This window comes from Bifidobacterium sp. ESL0800, from assembly GCF_029395355.1.
Lineage (GTDB): Bacteria > Actinomycetota > Actinomycetes > Actinomycetales > Bifidobacteriaceae > Bifidobacterium.
The window spans coordinates 339,518-358,068 of record NZ_CP113913.1 but is presented as its reverse complement, the minus strand read 5'-3'; the positions used below and the strand labels follow the sequence as shown (position 1 = coordinate 358,068).

Here is an 18,551-nt window from a genome sequence, read left to right as displayed (position 1 = left end):
TTTGGCCGATCATCGGCGGCAGTTACTTCTCCTTGACGGTGTAGCCCTGCTGCTTGGCATAGTTGACCATGTTCTTCTGCCAGGCTTCGATACCCTTGTTGAGGGTGATCTTCTTGTCGGTGAAGGCACCGCCGGCGTCATCGGCGAACACGCCACGGGCATAGACCTCGAACGGCAGGAACTTGTAGCCGGGAATCACGTTCTTGGCGGCCTTGGCGAGCTCCTCGTTGAACTTCTGTCCACCGAAGTACTCGTTGGGCTTGCCCTTGTCGTCGGTCATCGAGGTCATGTTCAGGAAGTCGCTGGAAGAAAGCGTATCGTTGTCGGCCGGGAAAGCGCCGCCATCGACGCGGGTCTTGATGCCTTCCTTGTTGTGGCAGGCATATTCCATGAACTTGTAAGCGGCCTTGGCCTTGGCGCTGTCCTTGGTCTTGATCAGAGCGAGCGAGGAACCGCCGTTTTCGGAGTTCTCGGTACCGCCCTTCTCCCAGGTCGGCATCTGCGCCACGCGCCACTTGCCGGAAGCCTGAGGAGCGCCGGAAAGCAGGTTGTAGGGCATCCATGCGCCGGTGAGCAGCGAGGCGATGGAGCCATCGCCCAAGCCTTTGTTCCAATCGTCGGACCAGCCGGCGGTCTTGGTGTCGATCAGGTCTTCATCGATGAGCTTCTGCTCGAAATCGGTCCACTTCTTGACCTTGTCGTTGCCGGCCAGATTGATGGTGACGGTCTTGCCGTCCTTGCTGGTCTCAAACGGCGTCGCGCCTGCTTGCCAGGTCATCGAATCAAAGAAGCCCGCATCGCCGGAATCGGAGGTGATGTAGTTTCCGGTGGCGCGAATCTTCTTGGCGGCCTCGTAGAACTCGTCCCAGGTCGTCGGGACCTCGGTGACGCCGGCCTTGTCGAAGACCTCCTTGTTGTAGAAGAAGGCCATGGGGCCCGAATCCATCGGCAGTGCATAGACGCCGCCGTTGACGTTGACCGAATTCCACGTGCCCGGAGTGTAGAAGCTCTTATAGCCTGAGGCACCCATATCCGAAAGGTTGGTCACATTGCCACGAATGACGTACTCAGGCAATGCGTAATATTCGATCTGCGCGGCGTCAGGAGCGCCCTTGCCTGCGGACATGGCGTTGTTGAGCGCGGTGTATTCCTTCTTGTTCGTTCCCGCGTTGGTCACCTTGACGGTGATATCGGGATTGGCTTTCTCGAACCCTTTGACGGTACGAGGCAATGTGGAATCCCAAGACCACACCAGAATCGAGGTCTTACCCCCCTTCGAAGAATCTGCAGAGGAATTGCCGGAACCGCCGCACGCGGCCAGCGGTACCAACATGGCAGCCGCTCCGACCATTGCGATCACTTGCTTAGTGAACTTCATCGTTCTTTCTCCTTCCCCAAATGCGTTAGGCAAATGGAAATCCTGTTTAACGTAACCAATCTTCACTCATCTCGATATCCCTTCAAACCGATAAAGGCCGAAACCGGATATTCGACAATCGATTGTTCAAATGATTGCGATAACATTTTTAATTATACTTCACACATATGCAGTTTGCAAAGCTATATACGAGCGTTTTTCTTTTTCTTCCCACGAGCTTCCTCTACAAAGCCTGATAGATGACCAGCCCCTGTCAAAGCCCGCAAGAACGTTGTTTTATTTGTAGATTTTTCGTCATCCTTTCACTATGATCAAACCATTCGGCGAAATACAGGCCGTATCCCCCGTCTCGGCATATTGCGCCAGCGAAGATACCACGACTTTTCCGTCAAACCTGACCGTTACGTCACCACTGCCACGGTTGAAATAGAATACGAAATCATGCTGGCCATCTTCGCCGCTTCGCTCTACGCGAAGGACTTGACCGACATCCGCAGCGGAAGAATGCCTGATACCCATATCATCAAGCACTTTCGGCAGGGAAATCCGCAGACCATCGCGGCCCAATTTGCCGCCGACATAGGCACACTGGCCCGAACCGAATGGATTGACCACAATAGCCGGCACGCCATTCATGCCGGTGCGCGGATCCGCCTGATAGGTCTCCAATACTTTCGCATCGGGAGCGGTCGAGGTGATCCAATCGGCCAGATCGTGGGCCACTGCCCCATTGCTCAGGTCCAGATGGTCGAGGGCGCCGGGGAAATCATCGCCCATCGGCGTGAACTCCTCACTTCGCACCCCCACGACATCCTGAATCGAACCGGGATAGCCGCCCAGCCAGATATGGTCGCGTTCGTCCGAAATCCCCGTATAGTAGGTGACGAAAAGCTTTCCGCCATTCGACACGTAATCACGGACACGTTGCGAATCGGTCTGGCTCAGCAGATACACACACGGAAGCACCGCGGCTTCATAGCTGTCCCAATCGCCTCTCATCGGCACCATGTCAGCGGTGATGCCCAAATCGGCGAACGCACGGAACCAGTCCAGGGGCTCGGTGAGATGGCGAACGTTCTGCGTCGGATTCGCGCTGTGTTCCGTGGCCCATTCGCTCTGGTAATCGAAGACGACGGCAACAGAGGATTTCTTCAGCTCGGTCCCCTCGAGACCGGCGTCCGAAAGTCGCTGCAGATCCTCGCCGAGTTCGCAGACATCACGGAATATCTGGCTGTTTTCACTGGCGTGCGGCACCATGGCGCTGTGGAATTTCTCAGCTCCGGCACGTGACTGCCGCCACTGGAAATAGCAGATGGCATCGGCACCCATGGCCACATGTGCCAGTGCGTCTCGCACGGTCTGCCCGGGTTCCTTGCGATAGTTGATCGAACGCCAGTTGACGGCGGCCGTCGAATTCTCCATCAGGAACCACGGACGCTTTCGCGACAGGCCATCGACCAGCGAAGCCGAATAGGCCAACTCGTCCAGATGCTGCTCGCCCGGGGTGAAGTAATGGTCGTTGGAGACGAAATCGACTTCGTCACTCCAGTCGTCATAGTCAAGCGCCGACCCGACGGCGCTCACCATGAAATTCGTGGTCAGCGGCTTGCCGGGCGTGATCTGCGCCAAGGCATCCCGTTCCGCCATGAAGAAATCCTTCAGGGCGTCGGAACTGAAACGCTTGAAATCAAGCAGTTTCCCGGGGTTCATGAAGTTGCCCTCGCCGATATAACGCGGCGGGATGATCTCGCTGAAATCATTCATCCTCTGCGCCCAGAACGTGGTGCCCCAGGCGTCGTTGACCGCCTCGATGGTGCCGTAGCGAGCCTTGCACCATTTCTGGAAGGCGCGCATGGCATCATCGGAGTAGTCAAAACGGTTGTGGCAACCATATTCGTTGCCGACATGCCAGGAGACCACGTAGGGATTGTCCTTATAATGCTCGGCCATCTTGCGGCAAAGCCTCAGGGCGTATTTCCGGAAGATCGGTGAGGTCGCTCGCCAATGCTGGCGGGCGCCCGGCCAACAGATGTTCCCGCGCTCATCACGCCAGAGCACCTCGGGATGCGCCTGCGTCAGCCACATCGGCGGCGAGGCCGTGGCGGAGGCCATATCCACCGCAATGCCGGCACGCCCGAGCTTGTCGACGATGCGGTCGAGCCAGCCGAAGTCATAGACCCCGTCGCTGGTCTCGATCTTGGCCCAGGAAAAGATGCCAAGCGAGACCAGATTGACCCTGGCCTTGTTCATCAGCCGGATATCGTCGTCCCAGATCTCCTCAGGCCACTGCTCGGGGTTATAGTCGCCGCCGTACCAGAGTCTTTGGTTTTGCCCGTCAAGCGGTTGTGGCCAACGATACGTTCTCCGTGCACTCATGCTGTGTATCCCTTATGTTGTCTCATCGGACGCTATTCTTTGACGGCGCCTGCGGCGAGGCCGGACTGCCAGTACTTCTGCAGGAGCAGGAACGCGATCACGAGCGGGACGATGGTGACCAGGCTTCCGGTGATGACCAGGTTCTGGATGGCCTGCCCGCCCGCGGTGGAGGCCTGGTCCTTCCACTGGTTCAGGCCGATCGTGAGCGGGTACCAGTCCGCGTCCTTGAGCATGATCAGCGGCAGGAAGTAGTTGTTCCACGTCGCCACGATCGTGAACAGGGCCGTCGTGACGATGCCCGGCGCCAGGAGCGGCAGGGCGATCGTGAAGAACGTGCGCATCTCGCCCGCCCCGTCCACGCGCGCCGCCTCCAGCAGCTCGGTCGGCACGGCCTGCTCCGAGAAGATCCACATCAGGTACAGGCCGAACGGGCTGATCAGGCTGGGCAGGATCATCGCCCACGGCGTGTTCGTCAGCCCCAGCTTGGCGAACAGGAGGAACTGCGGGACCGCCAGCGCGATGCCCGGCACCGATATCGCGCCGATCACCACCGCGAACACGGCCTTGCGGCCCGGGAAGCGGAACTTCGCCAGCGCGTAGCCGCCCATGATCGCCAGCAATGTGGCCCCGCCGGCGCCGACCACCACGTAGAGCAGCGTGTTCAAAAGCCACCGGCCGAAGATCCCGTCCTGATAGGCGAACACCTCCCGCAGGTTGTCCCACAACGCGAACGTATGGCCGAAACCGAGGCCGAACGTCGAGGTGAAATCGGCCTGCGTCTTCGTGGCGTTGACCAGCAGGTAGACGAACGGGAACAGGCAGTACACCGCGAACACCGCCACCACGACCGTCAGCGGCCAGCTGCGGCGCGGGTTGTCCGGGTTGCTGAACCCGCTGCGCGCGCTCCTCTTCCGCTCGGCCGCCTCGTCACGCGCCACCCGGCGCCGGCGCACCCGCTCCGCCCTCCTGGCGGCACGCTCCTGCGCCCTCAGCTCCGCGGCCGACAGACGGCCGACACCCGATTCGGTCTGCATGCCCGTAACCCCGCTCATCTCATCTGCTCCTTCATGCTGTTGAGCTGCACCGCGTACGCCACCGCCATGGTGATGATCGCCATCACGATCGCCAAAGCCGCCGCATAGTTCGACTGCCCGCCCGTGAAGCTCAGGTTGTACGCGTACATGTTCGGCGTGTAATACGTCGTGATCGCGTTGCCCGGCACCATGTTCTGCATGATCGACGGCTCGTTGAACAGCTGGAAGCTGCCGATGATGCTGAAGATCACCGTGATCGCCAGGCTCCCCTTCAGCTCCGGCATCTTGATCCGCCGCACGATCTGCCACTCCGAGGCCCCGTCGATCGACGCCGCCTCGTACAAGGAATGCGGGATCGTCGACAACGACGAATAGAAGATCAGCATGTTGTAGCCCGTGAACTCCCACGTCACGATGTTGCCGATCGACGCCAGCAGCACCGACGGCTGCAACACGTCCAGATGCGTGCCCAGCCAGCCGTTCAGCGAACCCACCAGACCGTACTTCGCCCCGTACATGAACCCCCAGATCAGCGTGGAGACCACCGCCGGCACCGCATACGGCAGGAACGTCGAGATACGGAAGAAACGCGTGCCGTGCAGCCGCATCGAATCCAACGCCAGCGCCAGCAAAGCCGACAAGGCCAGCATGATCGGCACCTGCACCAGGGTGAACAGCGTCACCCGCCACACCGAACCCCAGAACTGCCCGTCACGGAACAGACGCAGATAGTTCGCGAACCCCACGAACACCGTCCCCCCGATCATCCTCGTCTGGAAGAACGACAGATACACCGCATACACGATCGGCACGATGAACACGAACAAAAACACCACCACAAACGGCCACAAAAACTTCCAGCCACGCCAATCCACACGATGACCATTCACCGGCACCGAGTCGGCGTCTCGACTTTGCCCGGCAGAAACCTCTACTGCACTCATTTTGCATCTTCTCCTTCGAAGAAGGTTCGGCGGCAAGCCTTACCGCTCGCCAACCAAAAATGGTTACGTTACCATTATAGCATTCCCGCCAGCAAGAGATCTATTTTTCTTTTCAAGCGTGTCATCTTGCTAGCGGGGAACGCCATAGCCCATCATCGAATCAGTCCATCTCGTACCCTTGCTGTTTGCCATAGTCGATGAGCTGCTTTTGCCAGCCTTTGAAGCCCTGATCGAACGAGACCTTGCCAGTGACTGTCTGACCGGCGGTATCTCCGTAAATGGAACGAGCGTAGACATCATAAGGCAGGAACTGCCATTTGGTGTTGACCTCAGCTGCGGATTGAGAAAGAACCTCGTTGAATTTTTGATCGCCGAAATAGGGATCCGTCCGTTCCTTGAACGCTTGGGAATTGAGAGTTGCCCTATCCGAGGGGAACTGACCCAGATCTATACGGGTTTTTATGCCCTCAGCGTTGTGGGACGCAAAATCAATGAATTTCCATGCGGCTTTGGTCTTTTTCGAGCTGGCAAGGATCGCCAACGTCGACCCACCATCCTCGGCATTCGACTTCACCCCGGCTGTAAAAGCAGGATTCTTTGCGACTCTCCAATTGCCGGCCTGTTTGGCCGCATAATCATCAAGCATGGAGACCATCCATGCGCCTCGCGTCAACGACGCAAGCTTCCCATCATTCAAAGCATGGGCCCAATCGTCCGACCACACCACGCTTTTGGTATCGATCAGACCTTCCTGAATCATTTTCTGCCAGATGGCCTTATACTTCTTATATCCGGAATCATTCAACAAATCGATGCTGACATGGTTCCCCTTCGTTTTAAACGGGTGCCCGCCGGCAGACCACAGCATCATTTCAGCAATGGCCGGGTCGGCAGCGTCGGCAGTGATGAAATAGTCCGGCCCAAGAGCATGGATCTTTTTGGCTGCCTCATAATACTCATCCATGGTTTGCGGAACCTGCGTGACGCCCGCACGATCGAAAACCGCCTTGTTATAGAACAAAGCGACAGGCCCTGAATCAATCGGCAAACCGTAGACGCCACCGTTGATATTCACCGATTTCCACGGGCCAGGCGTATAGAAGTGCGAATACTTGCCTGCACCCAGATCAGAAAGATTCTTCAGCGACTTGCCCATGACATATTGGTTAATCGCATAATATTCGACCTGAGCAACATCAGGAGCACCTTTCCCTGCCGAAATTGAGTTGTTGAGCGCCTTGTATTGTTCGACACCGGTTCCCGCATTGGTGATCTTCACCTTGATTTTCGGGTTTTCCTTCTCGAATTTCTTCTTGACATTCGTTATTGTGGGTTCCCAAGTCCAAACGTTAATCGTGACAACCCCATTGTCACTCTCATCCTGAGCCTGTTTGGAACCATTGCCACAAGCCGCCAGTGAGATCGAAGTCGCGGCGGCCAAAACAACAGCGGATATTTTCTTCAAATACTTCATCGTATTCACTTTCCATGATAGCTTTTATTGCTTTTTAATGTCCTTCAACTGTTCCCGAAAGGGCATCATCTTCTAAAATTCGAGTTCAGATAGCCACCTCCTTGAGAACAGCGACATCCCAAGGCCTCAGCGTGATGCCGCGCAAAAAGTCGACGACAACCCGCTGTCCGTCCAACGCAGTACAAGGAACGGCAAGCTGCTCATGAACTTGCATATCACTGAAGTTGAAAAGCCAGTGAAGTCGCTCCCCCTTGGCATTGACCGCAGAATTATGGGTTACGAAATCATGCTCGGGCAGCCATGGAGAAGCCGGCAAGGCAAAATCAAGGATGGAAGCGGCAAGGTCCGCATTAGGCACCGTCCCCACCATGGTGACCCTGCCAGCTCCCGCAGCCGCAGTAGTAACCACAGGCACATCCAATGCAGCGGATTGTCTGACTCGAGCCAGAACCGTCGATCCTGAACCGCACAGATAATCCAGCCACTTGGTGGCACACGAACCCTGCCGTATCGAAGCCCCGTTCTCGGCTTTCACCTTAAGATCGTGAGGCAATGCCGAAAACTCCTGATAGCTTGCCTTAGCCAAATCGCCAAGCATGGCCGGCATCGTCTCTTCCCTTGCACGCGCCAAATCGTCGGCATACGTTGAACGAGGGCCAAGGATGAGGTGACCGCCGGCCAAAACATATTGGCGAAGCCATTGCAGCAAAGCGTCGTCGGACACATATTGGGCTACAGCAATAAGAACGGGATAGCGTTTTGCGAATGCGGCGGGGCCAGTGGCAAAATCTTGAGGCGTCGACAGTTCACCCGTGAGCTGTTTGTCAAAGACGATACGTGCCTGATGGCCCGTCAGGAATACTCCCTTATAAAAGGCCTCACTAATTTCGTCATACACCTTTGGATTTCGCGTACGATGAGCAGCCCGGGAATAATCGTTGGCAATGGGTGGTTCATATGACAGCGCCCACCTGGAATCCACAGAATAAAGCATGGCCACGTCGGCGTCAGGAACCAGTCCCTCGAGATCGGCGGATGCCGCCCTGAGCTCATGCCCCAACGCCGCGGTCTCTTTATATACCCTTCCCGGTTTGCCGTCATGGGGAAGGATGGCCCCCCAATACATTTCGGTACCGAAGTGGGTCTGCCGCCAATGCCAGTACTCAATCATCCTGGAACCTCTGGCTACCATCTGCCAAGCGCCCAAACGCTGCTGGCCGGGAAACGACGGGAATTTATCGGCCGAGCCGCCGATGGCCCCGCCATCAGTTTCCATCACGTAAAAAGGCTCCTGTTTCATCGCATACGTACGATCCGAAAGCAAAGCAGTCTGCCACGCACCGGCAGGCACCCAATCAATATCAATCGGTTCCGGATCCTTGAGACTCATGGAATTCTGCATCTGATAGTAAATATCACTTCCGGCTACATCAAGCCTTTGCGCCGAAAGGCCTTCGTCGAAGGTATCACGCCCCAAAGCAGCATTGACGGTGATGACTTGATCGGGACGACGATAGCGTTCGACGATTGCACGCTGCCTGCCCAGCATCTCATCGGTAAGCAGAGCCTGATACCGGCGCCATTCAATGTCATATTGCGGTTGACAATTGCCGGCGGGCTTCCACAAATCGTCCCAGGTGCTCAACTCATGCGACCAGAACACCAATCCCCACTGCTCATTGAGATTTTCCACGCTCCGATACTTATGACGCAGATAATCTTTGAATCCCTCAAAACTCGAAACCGAGTAATCGATGCGCAATCCCGGCTCGTTATGCAGCTGCCAACCAATGACTGCCGGATGCGAAGCATAACGCCGAACTATCTGTTCAATGATACGGTGCTCATAAAAGACATACGAGGACTGAGAATAGTTATGTTCTTCCCTCCAGCCATAGGGCATCGGCGAGCCGTCCGGATTCCGCAAAGCGATTTCGGGATGCTTACGGGCCATCCACTGCGGGATGGCAAAAGTGGGCATACCGATAATGGCCGATATCCCGTTCTCGTACGCTTTGTCAAGAGTCGGCTCAAGCCAATCGAGATCAAAAACACCGTCTTCCGGCTCCCAATGCGACCAGCTGCCCTCCCCAACGCGGATAATGTTGACATCCGCCCCACGCATAAGCCTTATGTCTTCATCCAAATGCGAGGAACGCTGATACTCCGGATAATACGCCGCACCGAACAGGATTTTTTTACTCGACATTGTCCCTCTCCCTTGATGGTGAACGTTCACTTTTTTAACGTTTAAAAACCCGTCGAAAAATTTTAAACCAAGTATATCACATTTTTTTGAGCACGTTCACTTCACGTAATTATCGATGTCCAAGCGACGTCGAGGATTCGCGGATACAGAGCTTGGGAGCGATGCCGCGACGAACGGGGTCCATGTCGGGATCCTTGATTTTCTTGATAGCGACGTCCAGCGACAAGGCAGCCATCTCGTCAAACCCTTGCTGAATTGAAGTGAGACTGGGCGTGACGAATGAATCCACAGGAAGATCGTCATAGCCGCAGACCTTAACATCATCAGGCACGCGAATCCCCCGATCTCGAAAAGCACGAATCACACCGTAAGCCATTTCATCGTTGGCTGCGATAACGCCATCGGGAAGATTACGCGCAATTGAGATACCGGCCTGGTACCCGGATTGAGCACTCCAATCTCCTTGATACAGGTGGCCTGTCACAGCCTGACCATCATGGCGGAATGTCGACCATCCCTCAAAACGCTTGACCGTCGAATACCATCCTTCAGGGCCATTGACAAAATCTATGCTCCTGCAGCCTTGATCGACAAGATGCGACATCAGCAAAGAAACCCCCTGACGCTGATCCATGTCAACGTACGACACATCCGGAAGATTGGTGAAAGAACCACCCGCACTGATAATGGGCAAATCCGAGATCGTACGCACCATCGGTTCCTGCCAGCTTTGTTCAGCCACGACGATAATGGCGGCAACGTCGAAACTGAGCAACTTGTTGATTGCCCTTACGCTGGATTCCTTCATGCTGTTTTCCTGCATCGCGACTTTGATGGAATAATCGTTGATCGAAGCGGCCCTTTCAAGCGACCACAGGACTTGGATCGGACCTGTCTTACTGGAAGAAGGAACCAGAATGCCTATGGTGTCGGGTTTCGAGCTACGAAGCATTCTTGCGTTCTCATTACGCTGGTAGCCGGTGATACGAATCGCATCACGAACAGATTGCAAAGTCGTTTCGCGTACGGAGGAAGGATTATTGAGGACTCTCGAGACCGTTTGGTGAGAGACACCGGCGATTTTGGCAACATCGACTATGGACGCCGGACGCTTGCCTTTTCTAAGAGCCATGATTTCCCCTAACAGCTGTAAGTCATACATTGAATCGTCTTTAACCATACTGCCTGAAGGTGACCAATTCCAAAAGTTGATTTGACATCTTCAAGATGAACGTTCATAATCAGACATGAAAGGCAGCTCCTTAAAAAGTGAACGTTCATTTTTCTGCCTTCTCAAAGATGAGATTTAAAGAAAGGGGACAGCAATGAAAAGAATCACCAAACAAATGCTTTCATTCGCTGTAGCTACTGCTTGCATCGTGCCTCTGGGCGCCTGCGGGTCCAACTCCACATCATCAAACGGGGTGACGGAACTGACTTTATGGTCATGGGACCAGACCGTAGAAGCGATGACCAAGCAATTCAACACCTCTCAGAAAAAAATTCATGTCAAGTACGTCAACCCGGCTTCCGATGCGGTGAAACAATATGTGGCTCTGAACAATGCCATCCAGGCAGGTAAAGGCGCACCCGACATCACACTTGCGGAATACATGGTGCTTCCACAATATTCGCACATGAACGCTTTCGTCGACCTCAAGGGCAAAGGTGCCGACAAATACAAAGACCTGTTCACGCCAGGCACTTGGAATTCAGTCAATTTCAATAATCAAATCTACGGTATGCCGATAGATTCCGGCCCTATGGCATTGTTCTACAATAAAGAGGTCTTCGACAAGGCCGGCATTCCGGAGCCACCGAAAACCTGGGACGAATTCTATCAGGACGCGAAAAAGATACGTGCCACAGGATCCTATATCACCGCCGATTCAGGCGACGGAGCTTTTTACAACAGCATGGTCTGGCAAGCCGGCGGCCATCCCTATAAAGTCAATGGAGACAAAGTGTCAATCGACTTGACTGATGACACCGGTTCACAGCGCTTCATCAAGCTCTGGCAGAAACTCATCGACGAAGATCTCATCGATACGAACAGCACCATGTGGACCGACGAATGGAACCGCGCTCTTGGCGATGGTTCAATCGCCTCATTGCCGAATGGCGCATGGATGGCTTTGAAGTTCGCCCAGGGAGCACCTCAGGCTTCTGGCAAATGGCGCGTTGCCACAATGCCAAAGTGGGGATATTCCGGAGAGTCCAACTCCGAATGGGGTGGATCTTCACTGGCACTGCTGAAGACCTGCCCCAAGGAAAAACAAGATGCAGCATGGCAATTCATCAAGTATGCCGCAACCGACAGCAAAGCCATCCAAACCCGTGTCGACGGCGGTTCATTCCCAGCCACCAAGAAGATTCTGCAAAGCGAAAAGTTCCTGTCGGCGACCAACCTGAATGGTTCTGACGGCAAGCCAATGCAGTATTTCGGCGGCCAGGAATATAATCGCGTCTTCGAACAAGCAGCCAAAGATGTCACTTCAAAGTGGACCTTCCTGCCTTTCGAAATCTATTCCCGCAAAACTTTCGGTGACTCTGTGGGCGATGCCTATCGTAAGAAGATTCCACTGACGAAGGGCATCGCCGCGTGGCAGGATGTTCTTGTCAAATATGCCAAGGAACAAGGATTTACCGTCAAGTAGATTCCCGTTTTGACGTCTAGCATATTGGTTTCAATCGGTATTTCCTAATGACGTCAATATGATAAGGCCCGTGTCGGAAGAAGCGAGATTTTGCCTTTCCCGACACGGGCCTTTAGCGACGTTTACAAGCCACACGACGGCAGGAAGAAAAAAATTTATACAATATGGCATAGAATGGTAACGTAAACATAGATACACGAAGAGGTAAATCCATGTCAACCAACCGGGTAGTGTCAATGCAGGATGTCGCCCAAGAGGCAGGAGTCTCTCCACAGACGGTCTCACGGGTGGCCAATCACAGCAGTGCGGTGAAGCCCGCTACACGCATACGCGTCGAAGAAGCCATGCAAAAACTCGGTTATCGACCGAATTACGCGGCACGCGCGTTAAAACACGGACATTTCAACAATATCGGCGTTGTCCTCTTCAATATGACCTCGTACGGCAATGCCCGCATTCTCAACGGCATCACCAACGCTGCCCTGGACAATGATTATGCCGTGACTCTCCACCAAATCAGGTACGACAGCATCCACACCCTTCAGGCAGCGATCAATCGTATGAAACAACTGCCGGTTGACGGAGTGATCGTCATCCTTGAAAAGAATCTTCCGGATGTCAATTCGTATGTGCCATTGCCTGATCTGCCTGTCGTCCTCATCAGCGAGGAGCCTTCAGACCACTGCCCCACCGTTGACGCAGACCAATACGGATGCTCGATCGCCATCGTCGACTATCTGCTCAGCAACGGTCATTCCACCGTCTATCACATCGCCGGCCCGACTTCCTCGCGGGCGGCACAGAGTCGTGAACGGGGTTGGAGGGATGCCCTTGAACAAGTCGGAGCCCCGATACCGCAGACCTTTATCGGCGATTGGAACGCAGACAGCGGTTATCAGGCAGGATTGGCCTTGGCAAACAATCCGCAATGCACAGCCATTTATGCGGCGAACGACCAGATGGCCTATGGCGTCATCCAAGCCTACGAACGTAAGGGCAAGAAAGTGCCAGGGGACGTCAGCATCGTTGGCGTCGACGATTCATTGGTCGGCCTTGTACCCCGTCTCAATCTGACGACGATGAGAATGCCGTTCGATCAGATCGGACGCACCGCTTTCGACATGGTCAAATGGCAATGCAACGGCCAACACGTGCCCGCTGGTGTGAAAACCGTCATTCCAACTCAACTCATCGAACGCAAATCCGTACGTTCGATCGGCTAAAGGCTTCCTCTGCCGATTTCGAATTGACATCGACTGACGTACATATTACATTCTGCGTTTGGTTTGGGCTCGCTCGGATCAGCCAAGCGGAACCTGCGAGAGGAACGTGCGCGGATCGTGGCTGACCGGATCGATGAAACTCATCGAACGGGCCACCAGTTGCAGCGGATTGGAAAAATCAGTGTAATCCGGTTGTGTGATTTCCGGGTACAGATCGTCGCCTTTGATCGGCAGGCCAAGTGCATTCATATGGACACGCAACTGATGCGTCTTGCCGGTTTTCGGATGAAGGATATAACGGCGGTAGCCTCGAGACACGATTGGTCCGTCAGTCTCCCCCAACTCAATGACGGTTTCCGCGTTCACCGCTCCGGGGACCTCATAGGCTTGGAGCCGGCCACGACGTTTGACGATATGCGAACGACGTCTCAGCGGAAAAACCGACGGCGAATCCAAGCGTTCGATCGTCCCGGTTTGCGGCCGGACGATCGACTTTGCGGGAGCGAGGCATTCGTAGGTTTTCTTGACCTGATGGTTCTGGAAGAGCATCTGGTAGGCGCCTCGCAGCTTGGGTTCGCGTACGAAGAGCACCACTCCGGCGGTCAGGCGGTCAAGCCGATGTGCCGGCGTGATCTGAGGCTCACCAAGCCGCTCGCGCAACCGAACGAGCGCGGTCTGCCGGTACCACATTCCCCGCGGCGTGGTCGCCAGAAAATGCGGCTTGTCGACCACGATGATGTTGGTATCCTCATAAAGAACCGTCAGCTCGAACGGCACTTCCGGTTCATCGAGCACGAAACGATGCTTGGACTGCAAAATCCCTCTACTCGACGGTGACGGACTTGGCGAGATTGCGCGGCTTGTCGACGTCGTAACCCTTGAGTGTGGCCACGTCAAGAGCGAACAGCTGGAGCGGAATCACATCAACCAACGGGCTCAAAAGGGTCGCGCATTCGGGACGCCAGAACACGATATCCGCGTATTTCTCCGCATCGGGATCCCCTACCTCGGCCACAGCGATGGTGAAGGCACCACGCGCTTTGACTTCTTCGATTGAGGAGATGACCTTCTGGTGCAGCACATTGCGCCCACGCGAAGACGGGACGATGACAACGACCGGCTCGCCCGGCTCCACCAGCGCGATTGGGCCGTGCTTGAGCTCTCCCGCGGCGAAGCCCTCGGTAAAGGTATAGGCGATTTCCTTGAGTTTGAGCGCACCTTCCAGGGCCACCGGATACCCCACGTGACGGCCGAGGAAGAGGAACGATTTGGCATTCAAAAGCTTTTTCGCGGCATCGGAAACGGAGGCGGCCTCATTGTCGAGCACCCATTGGATCTTTGCGGGCATGGCTTTGAGCTGGTCCAGGATCTGATGAATTTCGTCGCGGTATAGCGTGTTCTTGACCTGTGCGAAATACAGCCCCAACAGATAGGCGGCCACGATCTGGGCGACGAACGCCTTGGTCGAGGCCACCGCGATTTCCGGACCGGCGTGGGTATAGAGCACCGCATCGGATTCGCGGGGAATTGTGGAACCCTGCGTATTGCAGATCGCCAAGACCTTCGAACCCTGCTCGCGGGCGTGGCGCAGAGCCATCAGCGTGTCCATGGTCTCGCCGGACTGCGAGATGGCGACCACCAGCGTGCGCGGGGTGAGAATCGGGTCGCGATAGCGGAATTCGTGCGCCAGCTCGACCTCGACGGGGATGCGCACCCAGTGCTCGATGGCGTATTTGGCCACCATTCCGGCATAGCTGGCGGTGCCACAGGCCACGACGATGATCTTGTCGATCTGTTTGAAGGCTTCCGGATCGATATGAAGCTCATCAAGTTTGATTTCTCCGTTTTCGTTGAAACGGCCAATTAATGTATTACGTACCGCTGCGGGTTCCTCGTGGATCTCCTTGTCCATGAAGGAATCCCAGCCGCCCTTTTCGGACGCGCTGGCATCCCAGTCTACAGTGAAACGCTTGGAATCGGTGACCGGATTGCCGTCGAAATCGGTGACGGTGACGGTATCGCCGGAAATGCAGACCGCCTGATCCTGGTCAAGCTCCATGGCCTCTTTGGTATAGGCGACGAATGCGGCCACATCGGAGCCCAGGAAGTCCTCGCCCTCGCCAAGACCTACCACCAACGGGGAGTCGTGACGGGCACCGACGACGATATCAGGCTGGCGGACGTCGACGGCCAGAATGGTGAACGCCCCGGAAAGCATGCGGGCCATGCGTCGCAACGCCTCGAACAGGTCGGGCTTGCCGGTCTCCTCGATGATGGTGTTGGCGATCTTGCCCAACAGTTTCGCAGCCACTTCGGTGTCGGTGGCGGAAAGGAAGGTGTAGCCTTCGGTCTGCAGGTCCATTCTCAGTTTTTCGGCGTTTTCGATGATGCCATTGTGGATGATGGCGATCTTGCCGTCCTGGCTCAAGTGCGGGTGGGCGTTGACATCGCTCGGCTCGCCGTTGGTGGCCCAACGGGTGTGGCCGATGCCTACGGTCGCGTCCGGCATGGGGCTACGCTCAAGGTCGCCGGCCAGATTGCTCAGACGACCGGACTTCTTGCGTACGGCGACGGTATTCATCCCCGGGGCCGCCAAAGCGACGCCCGCGGAGTCATAGCCACGGTATTCGAGGCGCTGAAGCCCCTGCATGCACACTTCCAGCGGTTTTCCGCAAGCTGTTTTGTTTCCAGCAAATCCAACGATTCCACACATAGCAACCCAGTCTACGTGACAACCCCGAAACGCAACACCACCCCCGCGAAAGTTTCACCATCCCTCACCCTTGTAGTTCGGCTTCTGCATTTATTTAAAGTATCAACTGACGTGCTTGGGGGTTGGAATATACAATGTTCGGGACTCTCCGGGCTGAGCCGTCAAGCAGGAAGTCCAGTGGACTTCCTGTAGGCTCAGTGAGCGCGATCTATCGAGCGCGAAGGCAAAATCTCCGATTTTGCACAGGCCGTGTCTTACGCCCGAACATCGCATATCCCAGACCCCAAGACTCAACAATTAAAAAAACTATGAAATATAAGTTCGGTTGAGTGGTGGGGTGGGGATATGCGATGTCAGACCGTAAAGACTTGGCCTGAGCGGCCCGGAGCGTGTCGGACATCGTATATCTCCACCCCACCACGTCAGTAAGCTACCTACAAACACTTAGAAGGAAAACAAATCAGAGCACGTGGCTCAGGAAATCCTTGAAGCGGGGCTCCTGGGGATGGTCGATGATGTCGGGGCCGCCGTGTTCGACGACCACGCCGCCGTCCATGAAGACGACCTGGTCGGCCACTTCGCGTGCGAATCCGATCTCGTGGGTCACCACGATCATGGTCATGCCGGCGTCGGCCAGCGAGCGCATCACGCCGAGCACCTCCCCCACGAGCTCAGGGTCGAGCGCCGAGGTCGGCTCGTCGAAAAGCATGATATCCGGGTGCATCGCCAAAGCGCGGGCGATGGCCACACGCTGCTGCTGCCCGCCGGAAAGCTGCATCGGGTAATAATCGGCACGGTCGGCCAAGCCGACGCGTTCGAGCTCGGCCATGGCCTCCTGCTTCGCCTTGGCCTTGGGCACCTTGGCGACGTGTACGGGCGCCTCCATCACGTTCTCCAAGACGGTGCGGTGCGGGAAGAGGTTGAAACGCTGGAAGACCATCCCCAGTTTCTCGCGCTGCTTGGCGATCTCCTTGTCGTTCAGGGTCTGCAGTTCGTCTTTGCCGCCGTGGTTGACGTGCTTGTAGCCGATGAGCTCGCCGTCGACCTCGATGCTGCCGCCGGTCAGGGTCTCAAGCTGGTTGATGAGCCTGAGGAACGTGGATTTGCCGGAACCGGAAGGTCCGAGGATCACGGTCACCGTGCCGGGCATCACCGTCATATCGATGCCTTTGAGCACGTGCAGGCCACCAAAGGCCTTGTGCACCTGCGTCGCCTTGACGGCAGGAACCGTGGCGCTGCCAGCCGCGGCTTTCACGGCACTGTCGGACTCCTGCTGGCTCGCCGTGGTCTGTGTCTGCGTTTTCATTTCGTTCGTCGTCATATCGTTCATCTCCGTGAAGTGCCTCAAGCGTTCAATCCAAGGAAGGTCGTCGCGCCTTCGTGGCCTTCGGCCACTTTGGCTGCCGGCTTTTCGCCTTTGGTATCGCCGCCGTCGGTGACGTTGCCATTGGAACGTTCGTTGAACCCCTTGCCGAAGTACCGTTCGATCCGCGCCTGCACCACCATCAGGATGGAGGTGATGACCAGGTACCAGAAGCAGGCCACCATCAACAGCGGAATCGGCTTGTAAATGCGGTGGGCGATGGCGTCGGAAGCGAACTGGAGTTCGAGGCTGAACGGCACCGCGGAGACCAGCGAAGTGGTTTTGAGCATGCTGATGACCTCGTTGCCGGTGGGCGGCACGATGATGCGCATGGCCTGCGGCAGAATCACACGGCGCATGATCATGGTGCGCGGCATGCCGAGCGCTTCCGCGGCCTCGCTCTGACCGGGATCCACGGCTTCGAGCCCGGCACGCACGATTTCGGCCAGATACGCGGATTCGTTCAAAGCCAATCCCAACATCGCCGCGAGGAATCCGGGGGCGATGAGGTTGTTGAGCTGTTCGGTTTTCATCTGCCAGAAATTGATTTTGGTGAAGGGAATGCCGAGTGAAAGCGTCGGGATCAAGACCGCAAACAAGCCCCAGAACACCAGCTGTGTGTAGATAGGAGTGCCGCGGAAGAACCAGATCCAGAACCAGCTGACCCCGCGCAGCACCGGGTTGACGGACTTGCGCATCACCGCGAGCAGCACGGCCAGCACGATGGCGATGAGCATCGAGGTGACGGTGAGGATGAGCGTCCAGCCGATGCCGTTCAAGACGTGCTCGTTGAACAGGTATTTCCAGACGGTCGGCCATTCGAAGTTGCGATTGGTGACCATGCCGTGCACCAGCATCACCGCGAGGAACGCGACGATGATACCCGCAATCAGCGAACCGGGACGATGCACCGGCCTTGCGTGGATCCGATTGGGGATGTCAAGCCCATCCGATTCATGGTTACGCGTCATAACACACCTTCCTTTAACACCTGGCACATTCAATGGCACCCGGCGCCTATCTTATTGAGATTCGACCACATACAACCTGCTTGTATATTATACGAAGCTATGCATAATTGCCATTTTATTTCATATACAGAACCAAAAATCGAAAACAACGGTCCGACCGACACCCATATAAACAGCATCGATCGGACCCCTTCAGCTTAAATCCGATA

General features: G+C 55.9%; 13 protein-coding genes. 2 read left to right on the top strand and 11 right to left on the bottom strand.

Annotated features, from left to right (window positions below; genetic code table 11):
* Positions 1-22: 22 nt before the first annotated feature.
* The 7 genes from OZX75_RS01465 to OZX75_RS01435 form a co-directional block, all read right to left on the bottom strand.
* Positions 23-1,378, bottom strand: coding sequence for an ABC transporter substrate-binding protein (locus tag OZX75_RS01465; RefSeq protein WP_277146489.1), 1,356 nt, complete (start codon positions 1,376-1,378; stop codon positions 23-25).
* Positions 1,379-1,672: 294 nt separating this feature from the next.
* A complete protein-coding gene (locus OZX75_RS01460; protein WP_277146488.1) occupies positions 1,673-3,754 on the bottom strand; it encodes a beta-galactosidase in 2,082 nt (693 codons plus the stop codon).
* Positions 3,755-3,786: 32 nt separating this feature from the next.
* Entirely contained in the window at positions 3,787-4,788 is a 1,002-nt protein-coding gene (locus tag OZX75_RS01455; protein ID WP_277147571.1) for a carbohydrate ABC transporter permease, read from the bottom strand.
* Positions 4,789-4,802: 14 nt separating this feature from the next.
* A complete protein-coding gene (locus OZX75_RS01450) occupies positions 4,803-5,732 on the bottom strand; it encodes a carbohydrate ABC transporter permease (RefSeq protein WP_277146487.1) in 930 nt (309 codons plus the stop codon).
* Positions 5,733-5,892: 160 nt separating this feature from the next.
* Complete coding sequence (locus tag OZX75_RS01445; protein WP_277146486.1) at positions 5,893-7,206, bottom strand: ABC transporter substrate-binding protein; 1,314 nt, start codon at positions 7,204-7,206, stop codon at positions 5,893-5,895.
* An 85-nt stretch (positions 7,207-7,291) separates the two neighbouring features.
* Positions 7,292-9,415, bottom strand: a complete 2,124-nt coding sequence (locus OZX75_RS01440) for a beta-galactosidase (RefSeq protein WP_277146485.1) — start codon at positions 9,413-9,415, stop codon at positions 7,292-7,294.
* 109 nt (positions 9,416-9,524) lie between these two features.
* The gene (locus tag OZX75_RS01435) at positions 9,525-10,595 is read right to left on the bottom strand and encodes a LacI family DNA-binding transcriptional regulator (protein ID WP_277146484.1); all 1,071 of its coding nucleotides are present in this window, start codon (positions 10,593-10,595) and stop codon (positions 9,525-9,527) included.
* A 145-nt stretch (positions 10,596-10,740) separates the two neighbouring features.
* On the opposite strand from OZX75_RS01435, the gene OZX75_RS01430 reads away from it, so the two are divergent.
* On the top strand, positions 10,741-12,072 hold the full coding sequence (locus OZX75_RS01430; RefSeq protein ID WP_277146483.1) for an ABC transporter substrate-binding protein: 1,332 nt from the start codon (positions 10,741-10,743) through the stop codon (positions 12,070-12,072).
* A 236-nt stretch (positions 12,073-12,308) separates the two neighbouring features.
* On the top strand, positions 12,309-13,295 hold the full coding sequence (locus OZX75_RS01425; protein WP_277147579.1) for a LacI family DNA-binding transcriptional regulator: 987 nt from the start codon (positions 12,309-12,311) through the stop codon (positions 13,293-13,295).
* Between the two features lie 78 nt (positions 13,296-13,373).
* Here the strand turns inward: OZX75_RS01425 and OZX75_RS01420 are convergent, their stop codons facing one another.
* The 4 genes from OZX75_RS01420 to OZX75_RS01405 form a co-directional block, all read right to left on the bottom strand.
* Positions 13,374-14,090, bottom strand: coding sequence for a pseudouridine synthase (locus OZX75_RS01420; RefSeq protein ID WP_277147577.1), 717 nt, complete (start codon positions 14,088-14,090; stop codon positions 13,374-13,376).
* A 28-nt stretch (positions 14,091-14,118) separates the two neighbouring features.
* On the bottom strand, positions 14,119-16,008 hold the full coding sequence (glmS, locus tag OZX75_RS01415; RefSeq protein WP_277146482.1) for a glutamine--fructose-6-phosphate transaminase (isomerizing): 1,890 nt from the start codon (positions 16,006-16,008) through the stop codon (positions 14,119-14,121).
* A 460-nt stretch (positions 16,009-16,468) separates the two neighbouring features.
* A complete protein-coding gene (locus OZX75_RS01410) occupies positions 16,469-17,329 on the bottom strand; it encodes an amino acid ABC transporter ATP-binding protein (protein ID WP_277146481.1) in 861 nt (286 codons plus the stop codon).
* A gap of 23 nt (positions 17,330-17,352) precedes the next feature.
* On the bottom strand, positions 17,353-18,342 hold the full coding sequence (locus tag OZX75_RS01405) for an amino acid ABC transporter permease (protein ID WP_277146480.1): 990 nt from the start codon (positions 18,340-18,342) through the stop codon (positions 17,353-17,355).
* Positions 18,343-18,551: the final 209 nt, after the last annotated feature.

Excerpts from the sequence above, each read along its gene's own strand:
- OZX75_RS01455 (WP_277147571.1), bottom strand. The coding sequence starts at position 4,788 with ATGCAGACCGAATCGGGTGTCGGCCGTCTGTCGGCCGCGGAGCTGAGG.
- OZX75_RS01460 (WP_277146488.1), bottom strand. The coding sequence starts at position 3,754 with ATGAGTGCACGGAGAACGTATCGTTGGCCACAACCGCTTGACGGGCAA.
- glmS (WP_277146482.1), bottom strand. The coding sequence starts at position 16,008 with ATGTGTGGAATCGTTGGATTTGCTGGAAACAAAACAGCTTGCGGAAAA.
- OZX75_RS01445 (WP_277146486.1), bottom strand. The coding sequence starts at position 7,206 with ATGAAGTATTTGAAGAAAATATCCGCTGTTGTTTTGGCCGCCGCGACT.
- OZX75_RS01435 (WP_277146484.1), bottom strand. The coding sequence starts at position 10,595 with ATGGTTAAAGACGATTCAATGTATGACTTACAGCTGTTAGGGGAAATC.
- OZX75_RS01465 (WP_277146489.1), bottom strand. The coding sequence starts at position 1,378 with ATGAAGTTCACTAAGCAAGTGATCGCAATGGTCGGAGCGGCTGCCATG.
- OZX75_RS01430 (WP_277146483.1), top strand. The coding sequence starts at position 10,741 with ATGAAAAGAATCACCAAACAAATGCTTTCATTCGCTGTAGCTACTGCT.
- OZX75_RS01450 (WP_277146487.1), bottom strand. The coding sequence starts at position 5,732 with ATGAGTGCAGTAGAGGTTTCTGCCGGGCAAAGTCGAGACGCCGACTCG.
- OZX75_RS01440 (WP_277146485.1), bottom strand. The coding sequence starts at position 9,415 with ATGTCGAGTAAAAAAATCCTGTTCGGTGCGGCGTATTATCCGGAGTAT.
- OZX75_RS01425 (WP_277147579.1), top strand. The coding sequence starts at position 12,309 with ATGCAGGATGTCGCCCAAGAGGCAGGAGTCTCTCCACAGACGGTCTCA.
- OZX75_RS01405 (WP_277146480.1), bottom strand. The coding sequence starts at position 18,342 with ATGACGCGTAACCATGAATCGGATGGGCTTGACATCCCCAATCGGATC.
- OZX75_RS01410 (WP_277146481.1), bottom strand. The coding sequence starts at position 17,329 with ATGACGACGAACGAAATGAAAACGCAGACACAGACCACGGCGAGCCAG.